This window comes from Roseivirga sp. AWQ4_251 (assembly GCF_056158225.1).
Window position 1 is genome coordinate 489669 of record NZ_JBSWSW010000001.1, and the last position, 26526, is coordinate 516194.

At 40.5% G+C, this 26526-nt stretch carries 21 protein-coding genes and 1 pseudogene; 18 read left to right on the forward strand and 4 right to left on the reverse strand.

From position 1 onward, the window contains the following. Positions 1-45: 45 nt before the first annotated feature. Both ACXACJ_RS02265 and ACXACJ_RS02270 read right to left on the reverse strand, forming a co-directional pair. The gene (locus tag ACXACJ_RS02265) at positions 46-909 is read right to left on the reverse strand and encodes a WG repeat-containing protein (protein WP_475132642.1); all 864 of its coding nucleotides are present in this window, start codon (positions 907-909) and stop codon (positions 46-48) included. A 173-nt stretch (positions 910-1082) separates the two neighbouring features. Beyond that, positions 1083-2468, reverse strand: coding sequence for a type III PLP-dependent enzyme domain-containing protein (locus tag ACXACJ_RS02270; protein ID WP_475132643.1), 1386 nt, complete (start codon positions 2466-2468; stop codon positions 1083-1085). A gap of 354 nt (positions 2469-2822) precedes the next feature. On the opposite strand from ACXACJ_RS02270, the gene ACXACJ_RS02275 reads away from it, so the two are divergent. From ACXACJ_RS02275 to hemN, 10 genes and pseudogenes are all read left to right on the forward strand, one after another. Further along, entirely contained in the window at positions 2823-3797 is a 975-nt protein-coding gene (locus ACXACJ_RS02275; protein ID WP_475135065.1) for a deoxyhypusine synthase family protein, read from the forward strand. A 14-nt stretch (positions 3798-3811) separates the two neighbouring features. Continuing rightward, positions 3812-4762: an arginase gene (locus ACXACJ_RS02280; RefSeq protein ID WP_475132644.1), complete on the forward strand. Its 951-nt coding sequence runs from the start codon at positions 3812-3814 to the stop codon at positions 4760-4762. Between the two features lie 2 nt (positions 4763-4764). Further along, positions 4765-6567: pseudogene (gene argS, locus ACXACJ_RS02285) on the forward strand (arginine--tRNA ligase). Positions 6568-6569: 2 nt separating this feature from the next. Continuing rightward, positions 6570-7079: a glutathione peroxidase gene (locus tag ACXACJ_RS02290; protein ID WP_475132645.1), complete on the forward strand. Its 510-nt coding sequence runs from the start codon at positions 6570-6572 to the stop codon at positions 7077-7079. A gap of 6 nt (positions 7080-7085) precedes the next feature. Beyond that, positions 7086-7979, forward strand: coding sequence for a 1,4-dihydroxy-2-naphthoate polyprenyltransferase (locus tag ACXACJ_RS02295; RefSeq protein WP_475132646.1), 894 nt, complete (start codon positions 7086-7088; stop codon positions 7977-7979). 69 nt (positions 7980-8048) lie between these two features. Continuing rightward, on the forward strand, positions 8049-8768 hold the full coding sequence (locus ACXACJ_RS02300; protein ID WP_475132647.1) for a Crp/Fnr family transcriptional regulator: 720 nt from the start codon (positions 8049-8051) through the stop codon (positions 8766-8768). A gap of 244 nt (positions 8769-9012) precedes the next feature. Further along, positions 9013-9798, forward strand: coding sequence for a hypothetical protein (locus ACXACJ_RS02305; RefSeq protein ID WP_475132648.1), 786 nt, complete (start codon positions 9013-9015; stop codon positions 9796-9798). Then, positions 9795-12209, forward strand: coding sequence for a heavy metal translocating P-type ATPase (locus tag ACXACJ_RS02310; RefSeq protein ID WP_475132649.1), 2415 nt, complete (start codon positions 9795-9797; stop codon positions 12207-12209). The genes ACXACJ_RS02305 and ACXACJ_RS02310 overlap by 4 nt, the downstream gene beginning before the upstream one ends. 1 nt (position 12210) lies before the next feature. Further along, the gene (gene ccoS, locus ACXACJ_RS02315) at positions 12211-12375 is read left to right on the forward strand and encodes a cbb3-type cytochrome oxidase assembly protein CcoS (protein ID WP_475132650.1); all 165 of its coding nucleotides are present in this window, start codon (positions 12211-12213) and stop codon (positions 12373-12375) included. Beyond that, the gene (gene hemN, locus ACXACJ_RS02320; RefSeq protein ID WP_475132651.1) at positions 12375-13715 is read left to right on the forward strand and encodes an oxygen-independent coproporphyrinogen III oxidase; all 1341 of its coding nucleotides are present in this window, start codon (positions 12375-12377) and stop codon (positions 13713-13715) included. The genes ccoS and hemN overlap by 1 nt, the downstream gene beginning before the upstream one ends. Before the next feature lie 165 nt (positions 13716-13880). On the opposite strand, the gene ACXACJ_RS02325 is transcribed toward hemN, so the two are convergent. Together ACXACJ_RS02325 and ACXACJ_RS02330 are read right to left on the reverse strand one after the other, a co-directional pair. Continuing rightward, positions 13881-14672 carry an SDR family oxidoreductase gene (locus ACXACJ_RS02325; RefSeq protein WP_475132653.1) on the reverse strand — a complete coding sequence of 264 codons (792 nt, stop codon included), beginning with the start codon at positions 14670-14672 and terminating at the stop codon, positions 13881-13883. A 207-nt stretch (positions 14673-14879) separates the two neighbouring features. Continuing rightward, positions 14880-17096 (reverse strand): M1 family metallopeptidase, encoded by a 2217-nt coding sequence (locus ACXACJ_RS02330; protein ID WP_475132654.1) that lies wholly within the window; start codon positions 17094-17096, stop codon positions 14880-14882. 216 nt (positions 17097-17312) lie between these two features. On the opposite strand from ACXACJ_RS02330, the gene ACXACJ_RS02335 reads away from it, so the two are divergent. The 8 genes from ACXACJ_RS02335 to ACXACJ_RS02370 all read left to right on the forward strand — a co-directional run bounded on the left by ACXACJ_RS02335 (position 17313) and on the right by ACXACJ_RS02370 (position 26492). Further along, on the forward strand, positions 17313-18188 hold the full coding sequence (locus tag ACXACJ_RS02335) for a glycerophosphodiester phosphodiesterase family protein (RefSeq protein WP_475132655.1): 876 nt from the start codon (positions 17313-17315) through the stop codon (positions 18186-18188). A 124-nt stretch (positions 18189-18312) separates the two neighbouring features. Next, positions 18313-19482: a hypothetical protein gene (locus ACXACJ_RS02340; RefSeq protein WP_475132656.1), complete on the forward strand. Its 1170-nt coding sequence runs from the start codon at positions 18313-18315 to the stop codon at positions 19480-19482. Positions 19483-19491: 9 nt separating this feature from the next. Then, a complete protein-coding gene (locus ACXACJ_RS02345) occupies positions 19492-20487 on the forward strand; it encodes an adenosine kinase (RefSeq protein WP_475132657.1) in 996 nt (331 codons plus the stop codon). A 111-nt stretch (positions 20488-20598) separates the two neighbouring features. Further along, complete coding sequence (locus ACXACJ_RS02350) at positions 20599-21963, forward strand: M16 family metallopeptidase (protein ID WP_475132658.1); 1365 nt, start codon at positions 20599-20601, stop codon at positions 21961-21963. Beyond that, positions 21963-24023 carry a M16 family metallopeptidase gene (locus ACXACJ_RS02355; RefSeq protein WP_475132659.1) on the forward strand — a complete coding sequence of 687 codons (2061 nt, stop codon included), beginning with the start codon at positions 21963-21965 and terminating at the stop codon, positions 24021-24023. Before ACXACJ_RS02350 ends, ACXACJ_RS02355 begins: the two co-directional genes overlap by 1 nt. Before the next feature lie 113 nt (positions 24024-24136). Beyond that, positions 24137-25387 (forward strand): RNA polymerase sigma factor, encoded by a 1251-nt coding sequence (locus tag ACXACJ_RS02360; protein WP_475132660.1) that lies wholly within the window; start codon positions 24137-24139, stop codon positions 25385-25387. Positions 25388-25451: 64 nt separating this feature from the next. Beyond that, a complete protein-coding gene (locus tag ACXACJ_RS02365; RefSeq protein WP_475132661.1) occupies positions 25452-25874 on the forward strand; it encodes a helix-turn-helix transcriptional regulator in 423 nt (140 codons plus the stop codon). Between the two features lie 96 nt (positions 25875-25970). Further along, the gene (locus tag ACXACJ_RS02370) at positions 25971-26492 is read left to right on the forward strand and encodes a DUF4199 domain-containing protein (protein WP_475132662.1); all 522 of its coding nucleotides are present in this window, start codon (positions 25971-25973) and stop codon (positions 26490-26492) included. Positions 26493-26526 lie beyond the last annotated feature (34 nt).

The following is a 26526-nucleotide window of genomic DNA, read 5'->3' on the forward strand; positions in this document are numbered from 1 at the left end:
CTATAATCTCTAGCAAAGGATTCTTTTTAATAAATTGGTGAGAAACTATTTGGTGTCTGCTCTTTTGGGAGAATGAGAAACCGGTTGTCCGTTTCTGTCGATATAACCGTATTTGCCTTTTCTCATCACCTTGGCGTAAGGCACTCCATCAGCTCCAAACGCATAAATTTTATCATAAATCGGTTTAACTACCTCTTTCCCGTTTCTATCAATAAAGCCATACTTCCCTTTGAAAGTAACTTTAGCCCAGGTTACACCTTCCTTTCCAAAGCTGTCGATTCTATCATAAACTGGTTTTACAATCTCCGTTCCGTTGCGATCTATATAACCGTACTTTCCTCGTGAATTCACCTTCGCCCAAGTCACGCCATCGATTCCGAAGGCATAGATTTTGTCATAAATAGGGCTTACGATTTCAGTACCATTCCGGTCGATAAATCCGTACTTTCCTTGGTCTTTTACTTTTGCCCAGGTTACGCCCTCTCTGCCGAAGCTTTCGATTCTATCATAAACAGGGCGCACAATTTCACGTCCATTTCGGTCAATAAATCCATATTTACCTTTGTAAGATACTTTTGCCCAGGTAATTCCTTCTTGGCCAAAGCTTTCTATTTTATCGAACACAGGTTTAACAACCTCTTCACCATTACGATCAATAAACCCATATTTTCCCTTTAGCTTTACCATTGCCCAGGTTACTCCGTGAAGCCCAAAACTCTCAATTTTATCATAAATAGGAGCCACAACAATTTGTCCATCGCGATCAATAAAACCTTGTTTGTTATCCTTTTCAACAAGTGCCCAATTTGAGCCATGTTCTCCATATGGATTAATTTTATCGAATTCTTGAGAAAAGCAGAGGGAGCTAGAGAGTAAGGCGACTAGCGAGAAGAGAATGATTTTTTTCATGTTGTTTTGGTTTTTGATTTATTAAAGTTAGGGATGTCTTGAATTATTGCAAATTCAAAAAACCAAAAAGCTAATGTTAGAAAAAGTAATCTGTTTCCTCAATTGTGTTTTTTAGAAAATAAAAAAGCCCAGTTCCGTAAAGAACTGGGCTCTCATATCTCGTTTTTGGTCTTTTAATAACCGAGTGTTTTCAGCATGCTTTCTTCTACTTGCTCTTCGGCAAATACACGACTTCTAAGTTTGCCGTTTTCATCATGGTCAATCAATACGTGCTTAGGCGCAGGAATCAGGCAGTGCTGAATTCCTCCGTAACCACCCAAAGATTCTTGATACGCGCCTGTGTGGAAGAAGCCTACATATAGATTTTCATCTTCTTCAATCAGCGGCATAAACACTTCTGAAGTATGAGCTTCGGAATTGTAATAATCCATGCTGTCGCAGGTTAAACCTCCCATATTCACCCTGTGGAAAGGATGATCCCATTTGTTGATGGCAAGGAGAATGTATTTTTGATTCAAGCCCCAAGCGTCAGGTAGATGTGTAATAAAAGAGCCGTCAATCATATACCAAAGCTCTTTATCGTTCTGAAGTTTTTGATCTAAGATTGAGTAAATAAACGCACCACTTTCGCCTACGGTAAAGCTTCCGAATTCTGTAATGATGTTTGGAACCGGAACATTGCTTTTGTTACAAATCCACTGAATGTTCTCCACGATTTGATCAACCATATACTCGTAGTCGTACTCAAACGTAAGAGAAGTTTTGATAGGGAATCCGCCTCCAATATCTACGGTGTCCAAGGTTGGGCAAATTTTCTTCAGCTCGCAATATTTGTACATAAAGCGGCTCAATTCACTCCAGTAATAAGCGGTGTCCTTAATGCCTGTATTAATAAAGAAGTGCAACATTTTTAAGCTGGCGTTGCTGCCTTCAATATGGTCTTTATAATACTGCGTAATATCGCCATAGCGAATGCCTAAGCGAGATGTATAGAATTCGAAGTTAGGTTCTTCATCGGCCGCTACGCGAATACCAACTTTAAATGGCCCTTCGATATTTTCTTTGTACACATCCAATTCGTTCATGTTATCGAGAATCGGAATGCAATTTTCGAAGCCATCGTTAATCAACTCGCTGATATATTGCGTGTATAATGGTCTTTTAAAACCATTGCAAATCACCAAAATGTCTTTGTCGATTTTTCCTTTTTTATGAAGGCTGCGAACAATCGGAATGTCGAAAGCGGATGAGGTCTCAATTTGGCAACCATTCTTAATGGTTTCATCCAAAACAAAGCTAAAGTGCGAAGACTTTGTGCAGTAGCAATACGTGTATGTGCCGTTGTACTTATGCTTTTTAATGGCGCTTTCGAACCACTTTTTAGCGTTCTGAATGTTTTGCGAAATCTTAGGAAGGTAGGTCAACCTTAACGGTGTTCCGTGTTCTTTAATTATATCCTTTAAAGGGATGTCATGAAACTCAAGATATTTGCCATTAACCTTGAACTCTTTGGTAGGAAATTCAAAGGTTTGGTCTATAAGGTCGAAATAGCTTTTCATCTAAGATTTTTCAAAAATTAAAAGGCCGCAATATTAGAAATTTCCTTGCTTTAAAAAGTGCACAGATGGGCAAAACTTTTTAGGCAAGCACTCAAAGTAAAAGACAATTAAACGGCAATCAAAACATGCTGATTTTTATTTGTTGATTTTTTACACAAAATCAGTGTTTTTGAATTGTTAAAGCCTGTTTTTTCTCTTTGCTGAATTGCGATTTTAGAATGCTTTTACTCTTGTAACATTGTAGGGGGATTAGAGTTTAGATAGGAGTAATGAAATAGTGAACGATTTTTAGCAAATTGCGTCATGTTCTTTTACCCGAAAAGGGTATTTAGAATGGAGGAAAAAAATAGAATTATGTCTCAAAAACCGATATCCGATTTTATAGAAAAGCATTATCTGCATTTTAATGCTGCCAGTTTGGTCGATGCCGCAAAAGGCTACAATGCACATTTAGCCGAAGGCGGAAAAATGATGGTTACCTTGGCGGGAGCTATGAGTACTGCTGAGCTAGGTAAATCTTTTGCCGAAATGATTCGCCAAGATAAAGTGGCGATTATTTCATGTACTGGTGCCAACTTGGAAGAAGATATCATGAATCTTGTAGCGCATTCTCACTACAAGAGAGTTCCAAACTACAGAGATCTTACCCCTCAAGATGAGTGGGATTTGCTTGAGAAAGGTTTGAACCGAGTAACGGATACTTGTATTCCGGAAGAAGAAGCTTTCAGAAGATTGCAGTCTAATATTTTCAAACAATGGAAAGGAGCGGAAGACGCTGGCGAAAGATTCTTCCCTCATGAATACATGTACAAAATGTTGCTTTCTGGCGATTTGGAAGAACATTACGAAATAGACCCTGCGAACAGCTGGATGTTAGCTGCTGCAGAAAAAAATATTCCTATTGTAGTACCGGGTTGGGAGGATTCTACCATGGGTAACATCTTTGCTTCTTACTGCATTAAAGGCCAATTGAAGCCTAGCACTATGAAGTCAGGTATTGAATACATGACTTTCTTGGCTGATTGGTATACCAAAAACTGCGAAGGAAAAGGCGTTGGATTCTTCCAAATTGGAGGAGGAATTGCAGGCGATTTCCCAATTTGTGTGGTGCCCATGTTATATCAAGATATGGAAATGGAAGACATTCCTTTCTGGAGCTACTTCTGCCAAATTTCTGACTCCACAACCAGTTACGGTTCGTATTCAGGAGCCGTTCCAAACGAAAAAATCACTTGGGGTAAGTTGGATATTACAACTCCGAAATTCATTGTCGAATCTGACGCTACCATTGTAGCGCCACTAATTTTTGCTTACGTATTGGGTTGGTGATCAAATAGATTGATATGAGAAAGATTCGCTTGGTTGAGGTGAGGTCTGAATTGGCTGCCGGAACCCGCGGAGCCAGCTTGGGTATTGATGCCATGAAGGTAGCTAGTTTAGGCAGGCACTCTGATTTCTTTTTGCGTTTTCAACCCATAAGGGTAAAACACGAAAACGAAAGGCTTTTTACCGAGCCCAAATTTCCTTTTGCAAAATATGGAGATGGCGTATACACGGTTTTAAAAAGAGTTTGCGATACAATTTATGACCTTCGTTCTGAAGGTCTTTTTCCTATTGTTTTGGCTGGAGATCATTCTACGGCTGCTGGAACCATTGCGGGCATCAAAAAAGCAGATCCGGAGAAACGCTTGGGAGTGATTTGGATAGATGCGCATGCGGACTTCCATTCTCCATATACCACACCTTCAGGCAACATGCACGGCATGCCATTGGCCATGGCTTCGGCTTTGGATAATGATGAGTGTGAACAAAATGATGTGGAAGAAGAAACCGAAGCACTTTGGGAACACATTAAGCAAATAGGGATGCGTGGGCCAAAAATCAATCCTTCAGATGTGGTTTTTATTGGCGTTCGTGATACCGAATCTCCAGAAGATCATTTGATTGAAAAATACGGAATTAAGAATTTCACAACTTCTGAAGTTACCGAAAAAGGCATTGAAAAAGTGGCTCAAGAAGCATTGGCAACTTTAAGCGAATGCGACCAAATTTACATTTCCTTCGATGTAGACAGTTTGGATGTCACCGTTTCCACAGGAACAGGAACACCAGTGCCAGAAGGCCTTTCCAAAGCGCAGGCTATGGACCTAAATATTGAATTGATTAAAGATAAGCGCGTTTGTTGTTGGGAAATAGTGGAGGTTAACCCAACTTTGGACACCGAAAACAAAATGGCCAACAATGCCTTCGATATTCTGGAGGCTACTACACGGTCGTTGATCGAGAATTTCTAAGCATGGAGTTAAAAATAAAACAAGGAATTGCCGCTGCCTTTGCGGAACTGTACAGCCATACTATCACTGAAGAAGATATTGCTCTGCAGCCCACGCGTAAAGAATTTGCCGGTACTTATACCTTTGTGACATTCCCTTACGGAAGAATTAGCAAACTAAAACCTGAAGAAACTGCTGAAGCGCTTGGCGAATACTTGAAAGCCAATTTGGCCGAAGTAGCTGACTTTAATGTAGTAAAAGGATTTTTGAATCTAGTGCTTTCCGAAGGTTCTCAGGTTGGGCTTTTCGAGAAGATTTTTAACGGAAATGATGTAAGTCAGTCGCCTGTATTCCAAATTCCAGGAACAGGAAAAACGGTTGTCGTTGAATATTCATCGCCTAACACCAACAAGCCGCTTCACCTAGGGCACCTTAGAAATAACTTCTTAGGGAATTCGGTTTCTAGAATTCTAGAAGCTGCGGGAAATGAAGTAGTGAAAGTACAGATCATCAACGATCGTGGAATTCACATTTGTAAATCCATGCTGGCTTGGCTCAAGTTCGGTGAAGGAGAAACCCCAGAAAGCTCGGGTATCAAAGGCGACCATTTAGTAGGTAAATACTATGTAGCCTTCGATAGGGCTTATAAAGAAGAAATAGGCCAGTTGGTTGATCAGGGCATGGAAAAGGAAGAAGCTGAAAAGCAAGCTCCTATTTTGCTAGAAGCTCAATCCATGCTGAAGAAATGGGAAGAAAAAGACCCGGAAGTTTATGCCCTTTGGGAAAAAATGAACGGTTGGGTTTACAAAGGTTTCGATGCTACTTACCAGAGAATGGGAGTGGATTTTGATAAACTCTATTACGAAAGCGACACTTACCTAATCGGTCGCGATAGAGTAATGGAAGGGCTTGAAAAGGGCGTTTTCTTTAAAAAAGAAGATGGTTCGGTTTGGGTTGACCTAACAGATGAAGGCCTAGACGAAAAACTTCTGCTTAGAAAGGATGGTACTTCAGTATACATGACTTAGGATATTGGAACGGCCATTATGCGCTACGAAGATTATCCGAACCTTTCTCAATTGATTTATACAGTAGGAAACGAGCAAGAATACCATTTCAAGGTGCTCTTCTTAATTCTGAAAAAACTTGGATATAGCTGGGCACAAGCCTGTTATCATCTTTCTTACGGAATGGTCGATCTTCCTTCAGGGAAAATGAAATCGAGAGAAGGAACTGTTGTGGATGCCGATGACTTGATTCAGCAAATGGCCGATACCGCCAAAGAAAGAACTCAGGAATTGGGTAAAATCGAAGGTTTTACGGACGAACAAGCTGTGGAATTATACGAGACTTTGGGCTTAGGCGCCATCAAATACTTCTTGCTAAAAGTGGATCCTCGCAAGAGAATGCTCTTTAATCCTGAAGAATCAATCGAATTTCAAGGAAACACAGGGCCATTTATTCAATATACCCATGCGAGAATCAGCGCTATTTTGCGCAAGGCAACGCAATTGGGCATAGAAATGTCAGCTATAGATTACAGCCAAATTTCAGAACTTCATGAGACTGAAAAGGAGCTGATTTATGCAATTAGCCAATATGCTGATAAATTGAGTTTGGCAGCTAATGATTATTCTCCGGCTGTTATTGCGCAATACGTTTACGACATTGCGAAGGAGTATAACCGTTTTTATGCCGAGGTTTCTATCTTCAATGAGGATGACCTTGAGAAGCGTAAATTCAGAGTGGCAATTTCGGCTTTAGCGGCTCAAACCATAAAAGTTTGCATGGGACTTTTAGGAATTCACGTGCCTGAAAGAATGTAATTATGAAGTGGCTGCTTTCAATACTTTTCATATTAGGGATTTTTCAAGACCAAAAAGAAATGAGTTTTTACGATTTTAAAATGAAGGGGATTGATGGAAAAGAGATTTCCTTCGATCAGTTCAAAGGCAAAAAAGTTTTGGTTGTAAATGTAGCTTCTGAATGTGGGTTCACCCCTCAATATGAAGACCTGCAAAACCTACACGAAAAATTTGGAGACAAAGTAGCTGTTTTGGGTTTCCCTGCTAACAATTTTGGTGGGCAAGAACCCGGTACTAACTTGGCTATTCAAGAGTTTTGCACTTCCAAATTCGGAGTCAGTTTTCAGATGTTTGAGAAAATATCTGTGGTAGGTAGCGATCGTCACGCTTTATATTCTTGGTTACAAGAGCAAGCGGGGCAAGTTCCAAATTGGAATTTCTGCAAATATTTGATCGATGAAAAAGGAAAGGTAATTGGCTTTTTCCCTTCTTCTGTAAATCCAATGGACGAGTCCATTACCAATAAATTATAATCTGAAATGAAGCATTGGATCAAGGCTTTTAGGCTTAGAACTTTGCCATTGGCCCTTGCTAGCATAGGCATGGGCGCTTTTTTGGCTGCCGCCTCCGGGAATTTTAAAGGTCGGGTTTTCGCACTTTGCGCCTTAACCACCATATTTCTGCAAGTCCTTTCCAACTTGGCCAATGATTATGGAGATTCTGTTCATGGAGCAGATAGTGTGAATCGCGTTGGCCCTTCAAGAGCCGTTCAATCGGGTGTTATTTCCAAAACGGCTATGCGAAATGCCATGATCGTTTTTGCGATTCTTTCTCTAGCTTCTGGAATAGGTTTGGTTTACTTAGCCTTTGGCTGGGATCCTCAAGTGTTTTGGTTCTTCACGGGTTTGGGTGTGCTTTGTGTTATTGCAGCCATAACTTATACTGCAGGTAGTAGACCTTATGGCTATGCAGGTTTGGGCGATATTAGTGTGCTGATTTTCTTTGGCTTTGTAGCTGTTATGGGCAGTGCCTACCTATACGAACAGAGCATTAATTGGAATTACGTGCTTCCGGCCATTTCTGTAGGTCTATTTTCGGTGGCCGTATTGAACGTGAACAATATTAGGGATATAGAATCTGATAAAGAGGCAGGTAAACTTTCTATTCCCGTAAGGCTTGGGAGACAAAAAGCGGTGGTTTATCATTGGGCTTTACTCAGCGTGGGTTATTTGGCTGCAGCAGTTTATGTGGCTTATAATTTTCATGGCTATCCACAGTTGCTGATGCTCTTAGCTCTGCCTCTTTTGATTAAGAATGCAAAAGCTGTTTTTCAGCACACCACTGCGGCTGAGATCGATCCTTATTTGAAACAAATGGCACTTTCTACGCTAATTTTCGTTATCCTTTTCGGAATAGGACAATTACTTGTGTAGATTTTCCACAGTGATTGGTATTGCAGGATTCCTTTATTAACTTTAATACATACTAGTCATTTTTCATCTATGTCAGCCAAAAACTCCCGTATCGATCTCCAATGTATGTTTTGTCAAACCAGAGGAAGTTCACACTTCAACGATCTTCAACAAGGAGAACTTGAAGTTTTGAGCCAACACAAATCCTGTGTTACCTACAAAAAAGGACAAACCTTATTTTATGAAGGTACAAGGCCAATGGGGGTTTTTTGTATCAATAATGGAAAAGTGAAGGTGTACAAAATGGGTTCTAACGGAAAGGAACAAATCCTTTTTATAGCCAAACCTGGTGATTTTTTGGGTTACCGATCTTTGCTTAGCGAAGAATTTTATGGCGCCTCTGCCACAGTAATTGAACCTGCTGCCATCTGCTTTATTCCTAAAAGTGATTTTCTTACCATTCTTAATTCTAACCCTTCTTTCTTTAGAAAACTAATGAAAGCGGTTTGCCATGAGTTGGGAGTAATGGAAGAAAAAATGGCACAACTGGCTCAGAAGTCTGTTCGTGAAAGATTAGCTGCTACCATTCTTATGTTGAAAGAAACTTACGGCATGGAAGGCGAGGGCAGTAACACCATTGACATTGTTTTAAGCCGTGAAGATTTGGCCAATATTGTGGGTACGGCTACTGAAACCGTAATTCGCTTGCTTTCAGAATTTAAGTCCGATAAGTTGATTGCTTTAGAAGGAAAGAAAATCAAAGTATTGGATACTGATAAACTTCTGCACGAGGCAGACTTCTATGGCTAAAAAGCATGACAATTGTCATGTTTTTCGCTGATGACCATCAAGCGGCTCCCCCTTTTTTCATTCTACCTTTGTTTTAGTAGTAAACTATTGAGGAGGTTTTGAAGATAAACTCGCCAGACTAAAAGTCTGGCCTAGCTTGTCTTTCCCTCTACAAAAAACCATTACGAAGAAGCAGACCTAATTCAAGGTTTCTATTTTGATAGGCTGATCTTCCATGTGATTTATCAATACAAACTTTACTCACATGAAACAGAAAATTCTCATAGGGGCAGGTTTAGAAAGTGACAAAGCTGCATTTTTTGCTCAGCTCAAATCTATTTTGAGTGGTGAGCACGAGTATTTCCTGACTATCCTTTGCATGGATCATTGGATGGAAGCTGTGGTTGTGGCCAATCATAAAGCTCATGAAAACGACCATAAATCGACTTCTTTCGTCAAGAGAATAGAGTTCGAAATGGAAATGGAGACGCTCGCTTCTGAGGCCCGAATGAATATCGACTTCATCAAACCAGCGCTAAATGCCGAATCTCTTCAGGGGCTTTCTTCAGTGGCCGATTTGTTGGTGCTTGACAACCAGCTTTTGTCGGATAATGCAGAATGGCACCTGCTAAGGGATTTTCTGGAAACCATTAAGTGCCCTGTGCTCATTTTGCCAGAACAGGGCATGGTTTCCCGACTGTTGATGATGCACAACCCATCTGAGCATTCGCTGGAAATGGTGAAACACTTTCTGCGTTTGTTCAATCATGAACTCATGAAAATGCCGATGTCCGTGCTCTTCAATTTTCCTGAAGACAATGAGATGGACAACCAGAAGTTTTTTGTCGACTATTTGAAAATGGCATTCCCGAATTTGGGTTTACAATTGATGGTAGATGAACCTATTGAAGAGTTTTTAATTAACCTTAAATCCGATGTGGGGAATGCTCTAATTCTTTCTGGAAACGAGTTTGGAGATAAGATTTTGTACGATTTGCGAAACAGAACTGGACTGCTTCAAAATTCACCCATTTTCATTTTCAAGCATTGAGCAAAACCCAAACCATATCGCCAAAAACTAAAACCCATTGTTACCATTGCGGTGATGAGTGTGTTTCTGGAGCCATTGTGGCCGATGAACATGACTTCTGCTGTAACGGTTGCAAAACGGTCTATGAGATTCTAAACACCAACGATCTTTGCGATTACTATAATCTGGAAAGTGCCCCTGGATTTACCATAAAAGACAAAGCTGAGCATTCACTTTTTGACTTTCTGGACAACGAATCCATCAAACGAGAAGTGCTCGATTTTGAAGGAGAAGGTTTTCAACGGGTTACTTTCTTTATTCCGAACATCCATTGTAGTTCTTGTATTTGGCTTTTGGAAAACCTGGATCGATTGAACGCAGATGTGCTGGATTCTACTGTGAACTTTACGGCCAGAAAACTGACCATCAGTTATAAATCTGATGTATTGAGCTTAAGAAACGTGGCAGAAATGCTAGATAGCATTGGTTATGGGCCACAAATCAATCTGAAGAATTCAGAAGACCAAAAAGCACCACAGAAGAGTTTTGACAGGCAACTGCTGATTAAAATGGGGATTGCTGGTTTTTGTTTCGGAAACGTAATGCTGCTCAGTTTTCCTGATTATTTAGGCTTAACAGGAATTGAGAAGCAATACAGCCAGTTTTTCCGATACCTCAATTTGGTGCTTTCTATTCCTGTTGTGTTTTATGCGGGAAGCGACTACTTCACTTCTGCATTGAAAAGTGCTAAGCAAAAATTCGCCAATATCGATGTGCCGATTGCTATTGGCCTTTTGGTGCTTTTCGTGAGAAGCGCTTACGAAGTAATTTCCCATACTGGCCCTGGTTATTTCGATTCGCTTGTTGGTTTAGTTTTCTTCCTTCTGATTGGCAAATGGTTTCAGAATAAAACTTATTCAGCCCTCTCTTTCGACCGCGATTACCAATCTTATTTCCCACTTGCAATTCAAAAGAAGATTGAAGAAAAGTTTAAGCCAGTTCCTGTTAAGGAGTTGGCAAAAGGAGACGAAATTATGGTAAGGAATGGAGAAGTGCTGCCCGCTGACGCCATACTGATTGATGATTTCGCATCTATCGATTATAGTTTTGTGACAGGCGAATCGGTGCCTGTGGCGCGTAAAAAAGGAGATTACGTTTATGCTGGCGGTAGACAAGTTGGTAAGCAAGTTCGATTTATCGTTCAAAAGGAAGTTTCTCAAAGCTACTTAACTCAGCTTTGGAATAGCGATGCTTATGCCGAAAAAGAAGCGCATCTGAGCCTGATTGATAAGGTAAGCAGGTATTTCACTGTGGCTGTTTTGGCGATTGCGGTCGCTGCTGGTGTTTTCTGGCAAATGAATAATCCTTCTCAAACATGGCTTGTGTTCACTTCCGTTTTGATTATTGCATGCCCTTGCGCTTTGGCACTTTCCACGCCTTTTACTTTGGGTAGTATCATGCGTGTATTTGGTAGAAATCACTTCTATCTAAAAAATGCTGATGTGATCGAGCAGCTGAACGATACAGATGCCATTGTTTTTGATAAAACGGGCACAATTACAGAAACCCAAGGCCAAGAAATTTCTTTCCAAGGTCAAGAGCTTTCGGCTGCAGAAAAAGCCTTGATTTATGCTGCTGTGTCCAATAGCACTCATCCATTAAGCCGCTGGATCAAAGATTTTGCGCAAGCAGATGGTTACAGTTACGCGGTCGAATCTTTTGATGAAATAGAAGGAAAAGGATTCAAAGCTGTGGTAAGTGGAGTAGAAGTGAAGGTTGGTTCTGCAGCTTTTGTAGGAGAAGTGGCTATTTCAAATACCAATGCAACTCAAGTTCATGTGAGTTTGGGTAAGCAGTATAAAGGCTGTTTTGTGTTTCAATCTCATTACAGAAAAGGTTTATCTGGCTTATTAACTGAGTTGAAATCGAGATTTAATTTCTTCATTCTTTCTGGCGACAATGATCGCGAAGCTCAAAAGTTGAAAACCATTTTTCCTCAAGGTGTTGAAATGAAGTTCAACCAAAGCCCTCATCACAAGCTCGAAACCATTAAGGAAATTCAAAAGTCTGGCAAGCAAGTAATCATGCTGGGCGATGGGCTTAACGATGCTGGAGCATTGAAGCAGAGCAGAGTTGGAATTGCGGTTACAGAAGATGTGTCTCTTTTTTCTCCAGCTAGTGATGCTATTCTAAAGGCTTCCGAATTGGTGAATTTGGATAAGTTCATTCGTTTGGCGAGTCAAGGCAAAAAGGTAATTGTGGCCAGTTTTGCCCTGTCGCTATTATATAATACAGTGGGTATTGGATTGGCGGTTGCAGGTTTGCTTACTCCGCTTTTTGCGGCCATTCTAATGCCGTTAAGTAGCATTTCGGTGGTGTTTTTCACCACTTCCATGATTGGTGTTCTCTCGAAAAAATTAAAACTGAAATAAGATGTCGGTAATTCTAATTCTGATATTGGTGAGTTTGGTGGTGGCAGTAGCTTTTCTTTCCGCCTTTTTCTGGGCCGTAAAATCTGGCCAGTTTGACGATACCTATTCGCCTTCTGTAAGAATGCTTTTTGAAGACCGACAAAAGAAATCTGAAAAGGAAAAGTGATGATAGATTTGGTGAAAAAATACGATGTGCCTGTGCCAAGGTACACAAGTTACCCAACGGTGCCGGCTTGGAATACCAGCTCATTCAACCTTGAGCAGTATAAGTCTAGGGTGAAACATGCTTTTAGCGAAGCTAAGGATGGCATGAGTTTGTACATCCACTTGCCATATTGCGAATCACTTTGCACCTATTGCGGCTGCAATACCCGAATTACGGTAAATCATAGGGTTGAAAAACCTTATATCGATGCCTTGATTCAGGAATGGAAAATGTATTTGGAGATTTTCGGGGAACAACCTGTGATCAGAGATATCCATTTGGGTGGCGGAACACCAACTTTCTTTTCGCCTGAAAATCTGAAATTCTTGATCGAATCTATTTTGGAAACCGCTCAGGTTCATCCCGATTATCAATTCAGTTTTGAAGGGCACCCGAATAATACTACCTACGAACATTTGCAAGCACTTTACGAAGTTGGCTTTACGCGCGTAAGTTTTGGTGTTCAAGATGTTGATTATAAAGTGCAGAAAGCCATCAATCGTCTTCAACCTATAGAAAACGTTGAAAAGGTAACCAAAGCAGCCAGAGAAATTGGTTACACTTCCATCAACTTCGATTTGGTTTATGGACTTCCATTCCAAACCATTTACAGCATAAAAAACACCATGGATGTTGTTGAGCAACTTCAGCCTGATCGCATTGCTTTCTACAGTTATGCGCATGTTCCATGGACGCGTCCAGGTCAAAGGGCTTATTCTGAAGAAAACATTCCGAAAGGTGAGGAGAAGCTCAAGTTGAATGCTATTGGCCGAGCTTTATTGAGCAGTTTGGGTTATGAGCACGTAGGTATGGACCACTTTGCTAAACCTGATGACGCACTTTGCCAAGCTCGAAATTCAGGTCGCTTGCACCGCAATTTCATGGGCTATACCGAATCCGGCAACGATTTCTTATTAGGTCTTGGCGTTTCTTCTATTTCTGACATTGGCACGGCTTATGGCCAGAATGTAAAAAGTGTAGAGGGTTACAGAGAGAAACTGGCTAATGGAGAATTGCCTGTTTTCAAAGGTCATTTAATGACCAAGCCTGAAATGGATAGCAAAAAGGTAATTCTGGATGTAGCATGCAGCGGAAGGCTTTATTTCGGAGACATTGCCCGATTGAGCCCGAGCAAGCAGGCGGCTTTTGTCGAAATGATTGAAGAAGGTTTAATAGAAAAATTCTGTTTGAATTATAAGGTTACACACAAGGGCTTGAGGTTTTTAAGAAACATCTGCGCCTTGTTCGATGACTATTATTTGTTTGAAGAAAACAGCAAGCAATTTAGTCAAGCGGTTTAAAGAAAAGGGAGAGAGAGGTGACGGGATTCACCTCTCTGGCGAGCGGCTATTTTTTAATATTGAGTTGACGTGATAATGATTTTTTGAATTAAGTCGCTCGCTATTTTTACGCTGATTTTAGACCAAGGTTCAAGCTTTTTAGGTTGAAGTAAAGGAGTGAACCACTTACCTAACCTTTGCTTTTTTTATCATTTTCGCGAATAGCCCCGGCAAAAACCTCTTTACGTAAGCAGCATAGGCTTCTTTGCCAACGTAGATTTCCCTTTTTTGCTTTTCCATGGCTTTGATGATTTTAGAAGCACATTTTTCCGCACTTATCCCATTGGCCTGAGCATTGTCCATCACATTGGCTTTTGAGCCATCGCCCACAAATGCATTTACCGATACTTGTGTTTTTACAAAACCCGGAGCTGCAATGGTTACTTTAATGCCTTCATCTTCAAGTTCGGCCCTTAAGCTATCATAAAAGCCATGCAGCGCATGTTTGCTTGCCGCATAACCCGACCTATAAGGAGAACCAAAAACACCCGTTAGGCTAGTCACCACCACAAAATGCCCTGCTTTTTTCGCCAACATAAAAGGCAAAAGATGTTTTGTTAGGGCAATCGAACCGAAGTAATTCACTTCCATCAGCTGCCTATCTACCTCTAAAAGCGTGTCTTTCACTAGCGATCTCTGGCTAATTCCTCCATTATTGATCAAAATATCCACGCCATCAAAAAGCTGAATTGCCTCTTTGGTTTTCTGTTCAAGCTCAGCAGCCCGAGCCAAATCCAGAGTCAGCAGCTTTATTTCTGCCTGAGTCCCGCATTCACTTTTAACCCTTTCCAGCTCACCCAGTCTTCTAGCCGAAAGAATCAGATTGACAGGAAATTCGGAAAGTTGTTTTGCCAAAGCCTCTCCAATGCCAGAGCTAGCTCCCGTAATCCAAATGGTTTTGTGGCTCAAATAGGTCATAAGGTAATTGTTGCTGATGGATAGAAAGGTAGCGATTTTTTGGGCGTGCCCCTGCGGGTCGGGCTATTCATTCCAAGTCCTCAGCGCTTGTCGCGCTTGCGGGCTTTCCATTGCTATCCCTCACGCAAGCTCACCGAAATCTCGGTGCAATAAAAAAGCCCTTGAAGAAAATCCTTCAAGGGCCTTAAATCTTAAAATATGTTTGGACTAGTTACCACCTCTTCTTCTTCTTGCACGATCGAAGCCAGTTTCAACTGCTTTTCTTGGGAACATATCATTTGTTGGGTCAACGTCCGCTAGGGCATCGTTAGGGTCAAAAGTAACGCTATCCACTTCTTTATCTTTCATGAATACGTGCATCACTTGACCTTCATTGTATCTCCAGATTTCTGCAGGTACTTTCTCCAATTCTTTAGTTCCATCCTTGTAAGTCCACTCAATCAGTAATGGAGTTACCAAACCACCATTGTTTTTGAATGTAATTTGATAAAGGTTTTTACCACCTAATCTCTCTTTGATTTCTTCATTAGGGATTTCGCTGCGGTATTCACCTCTTACTCGGCTATCTGTCAATTCAATTTCCTTTGGAGTTCCATAGAAAGGATTTTCAGCATTTTCGCCACCAAGGTTTCCTTGCTGCGCTTGAATGTTCTTATTCACCTCGTTGTTTTCTCCTTTGATTTTGAACCACTGAACATCAGCAACATCAATATCTACATTGTCGGTGGTGTAGAACCAACCTTTCCAGAACCAGTCTAAATCTACTGCAGAAGCATCTTCCATAGTTCGGAAGAAATCAGCTGGCTTAGGGTGTTTGAAAGCCCATCTCTGAGAGTACTCTTTAAAAGCAGCATCGAAAAGCTCAGGCCCCATTACCTGCTCTCTTAAAATTACCAAAGCAGCCGATGGCTTAGAGTAAGCCTCTGGCCCAAGCTGCATGGCTTGTTCAGGATTTGTCATGATTGGGCGCATAAAGTCTTTGCTGCCTTTCATGTAGTTAACGATAGCCGCTGGCGAGTTTTCAGTGTAAGGCAAGTGGCTGTAATATTCGTGCATGGTTAAATATTCCAAGAACGAGTTAATTCCTTCGTCCATCCAAGCCCATTGTCTTTCGTCTGAGTTTACAATCATTGGAAAGAAGTTGTGGCCTACTTCGTGAACGATAACAGAAACCATTCTGGTAGTAGTGAAATCATCGTAATAGCCATCAGCATTAGGACGGCCAAAGTTGAAGCAAATCATTGGGTATTCCATTCCAATGCTAGCTGCGTGAACCGAAATAGCTTTTGGATATGGGTAGTCGATTGACTTAGCAGAATAGGATTTCAAGGTATTAACTACCGCTTTTGTAGATTCTTTCTCCCAAAGTGGATTTCCTTCTTTTGGATAGAAAGACATGGCCAATGGTTTGTTGTTTTCAAGCTGAACGGCTTGAACGTCCCAAATGAATTTTCTTGAACTTGCAAAAGCAAAATCTCTAACGTTTTCAGCTTTAAAAGTCCAGGTAGAAGTTGTGTTCGCTCTTTTCTTCTCTTTAGCGCGAGCTTCTTTTTCAGTTACAATAATGATAGGCTTGTCGAATGAAGTTTTTGCTTTCTCCAAACGATCCATTTCCTTATCTGTCAAAACATCCTTAGGGTTTTGAAGTGTACCGGTAGCCGCTACAATGTGATCTGAAGGAACAGTGATGGAAACTTCAAAATCGCCAAAAGTAAGGGCAAACTCGCCAGAACCTAAAAATTGTTTGTTCTGCCATCCATTTACATCATCGTAAACCGCCATTCTTGGGTAGAATTGAGCAATGGTGTAAAGGTAGTTTTCGTCATCTTTAAAATATTCATAACCCGAACGGCCACCCAATTGAGCTCTGTCGTTTACGTTGTACCACCAAGAAGTTTTAAAGCTGAAAGAATCACCTGTTTTCAATGGCGTTGGCAAGGTGATTTTCATCATGGTGTCATTAATCAAGTAATCAAGCGCATTACCTTTTTCATCAGTAACAGTTTGAAGTTTAAAACCACCATCGAAACCTGAACCCAACATAGATGCAGCCTGATTGGTGGCCATTTTATTGCTGTTAGGATTTACTCTTTGAAATCCGTTAGTAAGGTTACCAGTGTTGTCAGCTTTTCTAACGTTTTGGTCTAGCTGAACCCAAATGTATTTTAAGGTTGAAGGGCTATTGTTGGTGTAAGTAACCGTTTCTGAACCCGTGATTTTTTGATTTTTGTCGTCAAGAGTTACCGCTATTTTATAGTCGGCCTTTTGTTGCCAGTAAGCTGGCCCAGGCTCTCCCGAACCTGTTCTGTATTGATTTGGGGTAGGCAGCATTGTGCCCATTTGTTCAAACTTTGCTCCCCAGTTTTGTTGGCCAAAGGCCAAAGCTGGAATAAAGCAAAGCATCCATAGGAAGTGCTTTCTCATGTGTTTTGATTTTTCTAGCTGAAAATTAAGCATTAAGAATGGAGCGTAACAATTATTTAACCTCCTTTTTATGGTCGGAAATACATTCTTTCAGAAAATGATTTCGATATTCTGGGCCATAAAAGCTTATAATAGAATAATGCCCTTTGGCCAGTTTTATTATTGATTAACCTAATTAAAGCCTATACTTTTAGGCAATTGAAAAAAGATATACCTATGAGAATTTCAGTTTCAATCATACTACTTTTTGCCTGTTTGAATGGCTTTGCCCAAAAGCTTGATATTCAAGGCCACAGAGGTGCGCGAGGTTTAATGCCTGAAAACACCATTCCTTCGTTTATTAAGGCATTGGACGAAGGAGTTACAACCCTAGAATTGGATGTGGTGATTACTAAAGATAAAAAGGTTTTGGTGTCGCATGATACGTACATGTCTTCTGCCATTTGTTCTTTTCCTGATGGTTCTCCGGTGCAGAAAGATGACACCCAAAAGCTGAATATTTATGAAATGACCTACGCAGAGGTTCAAAAATACGACTGTGGATCGAGAGGGAATGCTGGCTTTCCTGACCAAGAGAAGGTAAAGGTTACTAAGCCGCTCCTGTCTGATATGATTACTCAAATTGAAGCGTATATCTCAAAAAACAATTTACCTAAGGTGAATTATAATATCGAAATCAAGAGTGGTGAAAGCGGAGACGGTAAAAATCATCCAGGCGTTCAGGAGTTTGTTGCCCTCACTTTAGCTGAAACCAAAAAGTATCTTCCTTACGAAAGGTTTAATATTCAATCTTTTGATTTCAGAATGCTTCAAGAAATTCACACAAAGGATCCAAAGGTTACATTGGCAGTTTTGATTGGCGGAGGCAAGGATATTCAAACCCATTTAGATAAGCTTGGTTTTGTACCTGAAATCTATAGTCCTCATTATGGTTTGTTGAGCAAAAAGGATATTGAATTTTGCCATGAAAAAGGCATGAAAGTCATTCCTTGGACGGTTAACGATTTAGAAGCCATGCAAAAATTGGTGGATGAAGGCGTAGACGGAATTATTACGGATTACCCAAATAAAGCCAAAGCTTTAAAGCAATAAGCGCGTAAAAAATACGCGACTTTTTAGGAAAGAGATAAAGAAAAGTATCAAATCGGCTAACGCATGCCATTTTAGATTTTGATGTTGTCTTTATCTCTTTAATTTTGGAGCTCTCGATGAGCTAATGCACCTGATAGAAGTTACTGACCCTCGCACAGAAAAAGAATTCATCCAGCTTCCTGTAAAGCTATATAAGGATGAAAAGAACTGGATTCGCCCTTTAGATAAGGACATTAAAGCCGTATTTGATCCTGAAAAGAACAAGAACTTTAGGAATGGGGAAGCCATTCGCTGGATTTTGAAAAACGAGCAAGGCAAAACGGTTGGTAGAATTGCCGCTTTTATCATCAAAAAGGTGGCTGCAGCTTCGGAGCAACCAACGGGCGGAGTTGGCTTTTTTGAATGTATTAATGATAAAGAAACTGCTTTCGCGCTGTTCGATAAGGCGAAAGTTTGGTTGGAAGAACGTGGTATGGAAGCCATGGACGGCCCCGTTAATTTTGGCGATCGTAATAACTGGTGGGGACTTTTGGTGGAAGGCTTTCATGAGCCAAACTATCAAATGCCTTATAACTTTCCTTATTACCAAGAACTGTTCGAGGCTTACGGTTTTCAGACCTATTTCAAGCAGTTTACCTACAAAAGGCCAATGGGAAGCGAAGTGGATTTTACACCTCGGTTTTACGAAAAGGCCAATATCACCATTAACAATCCCGATTACGAATTTCGGCCAATTACCAAGGCTGAATATGGAAAAGCACATGAATATTTTCATGATGTTTACAATAAGGCATGGGCAGGGCATAGTGGTGTAAAACCCATGAGTATGCTTCAGGCGAAAACCACTTTTAAAACACTGAAGCCTATTGCCGATGTAAAACTTATCTGGTTCGCTTTCTATAAAAAAGAACCGATCGCTTTCTTTATTTCCATTCCAGAATTGAACCAGCTTTATAAGCACTTAAACGGGCAATGGAATTTATGGAGCAAAATCAAGTTCATGTATCTGCTGAAAACAGGAGCTTGTAAAAAGGCTCTAGGACTTGTTTTTGGCGTGGTTCCCGATCATCAGAGAAAAGGCGTAGAGGGCGCTTTGGTGGTTTCTTACGTAAAGCGCATGGCCTGGAAAAAGAATTTCAATTATAAGGATATAGAGATGAACTGGATTGGGGATTTCAACCCCAAAATGATGCGCGTTGTAGAACAAATCGGTGGCGAAGTGTTCAAAACGCACATTACTTACAGAAAACTCTTTGACGAAACTAAGGAGTTTAAAAGAGCTCCAATTATTTGATTCAGAATCATGAAAAAGAAATATGACGTTTACGGCATTGGAAATGCCTTGGTAGATTTGGATGTGCAGGTAAGTGATGATTTCCTTACTGAACACAACGTGCAGAAAGGGTTGATGACCTTGGTGGATGAAGAAACTCAGTTTCGTTTAGTGAATGCTATGTTAGGAGCAGAAACTGGCCGTAAATCGGGTGGTTCTGCGGCCAATACTATGATTGCTGTGAGTCAATTTGGAGGCAAATCATACTATTCATGCAAAGTGGCCAACGATGAGTTTGGCGATTTCTACATGAATGATATGAAGGAAGCAGGCGTTGATACCAATTTGGATACTCACCCTCGAGAAGACGGTGTAACGGGGAAATGCTTGGTGATGATTACACCAGATGCCGACCGTACCATGAATACGTTTCTAGGAGCAACTTCAGATATTTCTGTAAAGGAACTTAACGAAAATGCCATTAAGGATGCTCAATATGTGTATTTGGAGGGTTACTTAACGCCTTCTCCAAGCGGAGTTGAAGCCATGCTTAAAGGGAAGAAGATTGCCGAAGATTATGGCGTGAAGACTTCAATCACCCTTTCAGATCCTTCAATTGTTCAGTATTTCAAAGCGCAGTTTGAGCAAGTAATTGGCGCTTCGGTCGATCTCCTTTTCTGTAATGAAGACGAGGCCAAAACCTTTACTGGCAAAGACAATTTGGAAGAAGCACGCCAGGCTTTGAAGAAAGATGCCAAGCGATTTGTGATTACGCAAGGAGCAAATGGTGCTATGATTTTCGATGGCGATACTTTCATCGATATTGAGGCTTATCCGGTGAAAGCGGTAGATACAAATGGTGCAGGCGATATGTTTGCTGGTGCATTTTTGTATGGCATCACCAATGGAATGTCACACGCTGAAGCAGGAAAATTGGCAAGTTTAGCTTGTTCTAAAGTGGTAGCTCAGTATGGCCCGAGACTTAAAACTTTCGAGGTTCAAGAAGTACTCAGACGCCTGAAATAAGTAATCAATTCATTAGCCCTTCCATCGGGCTGGAATTCCGTTAAACATTCAAGCCCCTTTTTGGGGTTTTTTTGATGTTAAGTTTAAGTTTGTAACCAAACAAATATTTATATGCGAGGAAAATTTAGTGTTGTTTTGGTGTTTTTAGCTGGGTTGACTTTGAGTACCCGTGCTCAAAACATTCAATTCGAAGAATACGACATGCCAAATGGGTTGCATGTGATTCTTCATCAAGATAATTCAACGCCCATTGTGACGGTTTCTGTTCTTTATCACGTGGGATCCAAAAATGAGCCAGAAGGCAGAACAGGGTTTGCTCACTTTTTTGAGCACTTAATGTTTGAGGGTTCTCCTAATATTGGAAGAGGCGAATACTTTAAGATTATTGAAGCGGCAGGTGGGACCTTGAATGCCAATACTTCCAACGATAGAACTTACTACTACGAAACGCTTCCTTCAAACCAATTGGAATTGGGCCTTTACATGGAGTTTGAAAGAATGCTTCATGCGAAGATCGATTCTGCTGGAATTGCAACACAAAAGGAAGTTGTCAAGGAAGAAAAAAGATTAAGGGTAGATAATCAGCCATACGGATCATTGATCGAGAAAATGCTGAAAAATGCATACGGAGGCACTAATTATGAGTGGGCTCCAATCGGTTCTTTCGAAGATATTGATGCCGCAACAGATCAAGATTTCGTTGATTTCTACAACACTTTTTATGTGCCAAATAACGCTACTTTAACAGTGGCTGGTGATATCGATATTGCAGAAACCAAGAAATTGATTTCTCAGTATTTCAGCGAAATTAAGAAAGGAACTAAATCCATTCCGCGTCCCAAAATTAATGCACCTAAACTTGAAAAAACTGTTGAAGAGACCGTTTTTGATAACATTCAGGTGCCTGCAGTAGTGCAAGGCTACAGAATGCCGCCTCAAGGCACAGCCGATTATTATGCTTTGCAAATGCTTACCACTTTGCTTTCAGGAGGCGAAAGTTCTCGATTCCAGAAAGTAATTGTTGATGAAAAAGGTATGGCATTGGTGGTACAGTCAATTCCTCTAGGCTTAGAAGATGGCGGCTTGTTCATCAACTTTGCACTGCCAAATCAAGGGGTAGATACTGAAAAATTAGCTTCCGTAATTGATTCATTAATAGACCAAACTAAAACGGAACTCATTTCTGAAAGAGAATTCCAAAAAATCCAGAATCAGGTTGAAAACAGGTTCGTTTCTGGCTATGGTTCTGTGGAATCTATCGCTGAAAGCTTAGCCAATTACCATGTTTATTTTGGAAATACAGACTTGATAAACACAGAGATTGACAAGTTGAAGAAAGTGACTCGTGAAGATATTATGAGAGTTGCTAATAAATATCTAGTGCCAGAAAACAAGGTAGTTTTGACTTACCGACCAAAAGCAGAGCAGCAAAAGCCAGAGGATACCAAAATCAAAAAAGAAGGAGGGAATAAATAATGAAAAAGCTGTTGATATTAATGATGGCCTTTGTGGCTGTCAATACTTTCGCGCAAGTTGATCGCTCCAAATTGCCTGAACCTGCCGCGGCACGTCAAATTGAAATTGGTGACTACGAAAAATTCACACTTAAAAATGGTTTGAAGGTAATAGTGGTTGAAAACCATAAACTTCCAACCGTAGCATGGACGCTAACTTTAAATACTGGTCCAATTACTGAAGGCGACAAAGCTGGTTTAGCAAGCATGTATGGCCAAGTTATGAGAGCTGGAACCACTAGCAAAACGAAGGAAATTCTTGACGAAGAAATTGACTTTATGGGAGCTAGTGTAAATGCTGGTTACTCTTCAATGTCAGCCTTTTCTCTTTCTAAGTACAAAGAAGATGTATTGAAAATCATGACTGATTTACTTTATAATCCTGCTTTTCCGAAAGAAGAATTAGAGAAGGTGAAAGCACAAACTATCACAGGTTTGGCTTCTTCTAAAGATAGTCCAGACGCTATTTCAAACATTGTCGCTGGCGTTGTGAATTACGGAAAGGATCATCCTTATGGTGAAATTACTACGGAAGAAACCGTGAAAAACGTAACTATTGAAGATGTTAAAGCGCATTACAATCAATACTTCAAGCCGAACATTGCTTACCTGGTAGTGGTGGGAGATATCAAGAAGATTGAAGCTAAAAAATTGGCCAAAGATTATTTCTCTGACTGGAAAGCTGGTGATGTAACCAAAGAGACCTTCCCAGAGCCAAAGCCAATTGAAAGTTCAAAAGTTGTGATTGTAGATAAACCTTCGGCAGTTCAATCGGTAATCGATATTACTTACCCGGTTCAGAATAAGCCGGGAAACCCTGATGTTACCAAAGTGAGCTTAATGAACAGGATTTTAGGGGGAGGAGCTTCTGCTAGATTGTTCACTAACTTAAGAGAAGATAAAGGGTATACCTATGGAGCTTATTCAAGCTTGGGAACTAGCCAATATAGCGCTACTTTTTCGGCAAATGCCAGTGTTAGAAATGAGGTGACCGATAGTGCTATGGTTGAATTCATGCACGAATTGAACAGAATGAGAGATGAGTTGGTGAGCCAAGAAGAGTTGGATTTGGCTAAAAATACCATGAGAGGTTCTTTCGCAAGAAGCTTGGAAAGTCGCAGTACTGTAGCTCAATTTGCTCTGAACATCGAGTTATATGGTTTGCCTGAAGATTACTACGCAAACTACTTGAAGCGTATTGACGCCATCACTGTTCAAGATATTCAGGCTGTTGCTAAAAAATATATCCATCCGAACAACGCGAACATTGTGGTGGTAGGAAAGGCTGAAGAAATTGCGCCAAAATTGGCCAAATTCGGAGAGATTGTCTACTACGATGTAGATGGAAACCAAGTGGATGACCCAACCAAAGCAGTAGTTTCAGATGTAACACCTCAGCAAATTCTGAAAAAGTATATCGATGCAATTGGTGGTGTAAGCGCTATTGAAAAGGTAAAAACAGTAGTAAATAAAAGCCAAGCTGATTTAGCCATGGGAGGTCAGTCGTTTTCCCTAAGTAGAGTGGTTTATCAGCAAGCTCCAGATCTATACGCTGATGTTCAAATTATTCCAATGCAAGGGGAAATTGTTCAGGGGTATAATAATGGAGAGGCTTATTTGAAAATGTCTGGTCAAAGTCAGGTTATGCCTCCAAATTTTACTCCTGTATTCAAATATATGGGAGTTCTATTCAAAGAGAGATTCTATGATGAATTAGGCTTTGAAACTGTTTATAAAGGAATCACTAAAGTAGATGGGAAAGAGGCTCACAGAATAGATGTGAAACTCACTGATCAAATAACGGTTTCTGAGTTTTATGATGTTGAATCTGGTTTGAAAGTGAAAGCAGAAATGGGTGCCCAAATTGGAACATTTGTTTATAGCGATTATAGAGAAGTGAATGGGGTGAAAATGCCTTTCGCTTTTACACAATCAGGTGGTCAATTGCCAATGCCGGTAACCTATAAGTCAAGCGAAGTTTTGGTGAATACGGATATCGATCCTGCTATATTCAAGAAATAGAGTTTAGTTCGCTTAATTCTAGTAAGTAGACCTTTAAGGTTTGTATAAATTTCTTTTTGATATAAAGCCATCTGTCACCTGACGGATGGCTTTTTCATTATTTTGCGTATGCTATGAATCCTGAAGTCAGCCATACGCTTGATCATCTTTTCCGACACGAATACGCCAAAATGGTGTCGGTGCTCACGCATAAATATTCAGCGGCTCATATCGATATGATTGAAGATGCTGTTCAGGAAGCCTTATTGAAAGCAGCCAGAATTTGGTCGTACCAGCCAAGGCCTGATAATCCAAGTGCATGGCTGTTTCGTGTCGCTAATAATCAATTGATCGATCAGCTAAGGCGAAATAAAAAGTCTGTAGCATATGAGGCGTCCTCTGAGAATTTTGATCTAGATTCAGAAACCTTTGAATTTCAGGAAGAACAACTCGTTGATGGCCAGCTGAGAATGATTTTCGCTTGTTGCCATCCCTCCATGAAGCTTCAAGAACAACTCATGTTGAGTTTAAAGCTGCTTTGTGGTCTCAGCGTAAAGGAAATTGCAAGAGCTTTATTGAAGAAGGAAGAAGCCGCCAAAAAGGCAATTGGCCGCGCTAAATTGAAATTTAGAAATGAAGTTGGAGAGCTGTCGGTTCCCAAAGGAGCAGAAGCGGCCGATAGATTGGAAGCTGTATTAACCGTGATTTATCTACTTTTCAATGAAGGTTATAAAGCCACGGAAGGCGATAATCTCATTCGGCAAGACTTATGTGAAGAAGCGATTCGTTTGGCTTTTATATTGACCAATGAAGCTGCTTGTCATACTTTTGAATTGGATGCTCTAATTTCACTAATGCTTTTCAAAGCGGCTCGTTTTCCAGCCCGAATAGATGAGAAAGGTGGTTTGGTGACTTTAGAACATCAAAACCGAAGGAAGTACCGTGATGATTATATTCAATGGGGATGGAAATTTCTCCAAGATGCTGGAAAGTCCGATAGTTCTTCGATTTTCCATTTAGAAGCTGCTATCGCTGGTTATTATACTGTTGCTCCGAGCTATGATAAAACCAATTGGAAGGAGATTTTGAGACTCTATAATGCTTTAGTGAAAGTCAAACCTGCACCGGTTGTAAAAATGAGTCGATTGTTTGTGCTTAGCAAGGTGGAAGGAGCAAATGAAGCATTGAAACAGATGAATGACTTGTCTTCTGAAGTGGATTCCTTACAATCATTTCATGCCTTGAAAGCCGAGCTTTACGCAGAAGCGGGCCAAATGGAATTGGCAAAAACAAGTTTGACTCGAGCCATCTCCTTGGCTCAAAATGTGGCCGAACGAGAATTTTTAAATCGAAAATTGGCTCAATGGAATATGTCCAATTATTGAACTTCCACCAGCTTTTTTTAAAATTAGATGAATTTAATAGGTTCCTTATTTAACAGTTGAATCCTTGCTGAAAACCATACTTCGATTTTCTCTGATAGTGGTCGCGCTGCTCATATTGTTTCAACTGAGCAATGCTTCCATTTTTCTTCCTACCATTCGTGCGGACATCATGATTGGAATTACGGCCGCAATTTTAATGGCTTTGGGGATTTATTTGGGGGTGAAAATGAAGAAAGCCGAAATAATTGAAGTGAAAGCTTTAGCGGAAATTGATGAGCAGAAGATTAGGGAATTAGGTATAAGTGAACGGGAATTGGAGGTGCTACATTTGATTGCTGAAGGCCTGTCAAACCTTGAAATCGGTAATCGACTTTTTGTTTCGGAAAGTACAGTGAAAACACATGTGTCTAATCTTTTTGTCAAGCTAGATGTGAAGCGCAGAACTCAGGCAGTGATTAGAGCAAGAGAATGGAGAATCATTGAATAGAAGCCTTTTTTAAAGTAGAATAGCAATTTCATACTTAAGTATGAGCTCGTTTTTTGCCCTTTAGGCTTGATTTGACCAAAATCTAAAAAAGAAAATATGAAGAAGATTGTAATCAAATTTGGACTGATAGCCTGTGCCATTACTGTTGGGGTTCCTGTTATTGCCGGACTGTTTTTAGGCTTTGGCCTAGATAGTTTTGCGCAAGGCGAAATCCTTGGTTATACCTCAATTGTGGTGGCTATGTGTTTGGTTTATTTCGCCATGCGTCAGGTTCAGGAAAATGTAAATGCTGGGCAATTATCTTTTGGCGAAGGCTTGAAAATAGGAGTCCTGATTTCGGCTATGGGAGGTGTGGCTTTCGCAGCTTACAATCTCATTTTCGTTACCTGGATTATGCCTGATTTTAACGAGCAATATTTTTCATATAATACCGGAATTGAAATGGGCACTCCGCAATTCGAAAAGGAGTTTAGCGTGATGATGGAACAAAACGGATGGATGTTTAGCACTTGGGGCGTTACCGTATTAATGTTTCTGACGGTTTTTCTTATTGGGTTTGTGATCAGTGTGATTTCCGCCTTATTGCTACAGCAAAAAACACCTGCTACCGCTCAATAATTAGCTTCTGTATCGAAGAAAGGTATCGTTATTG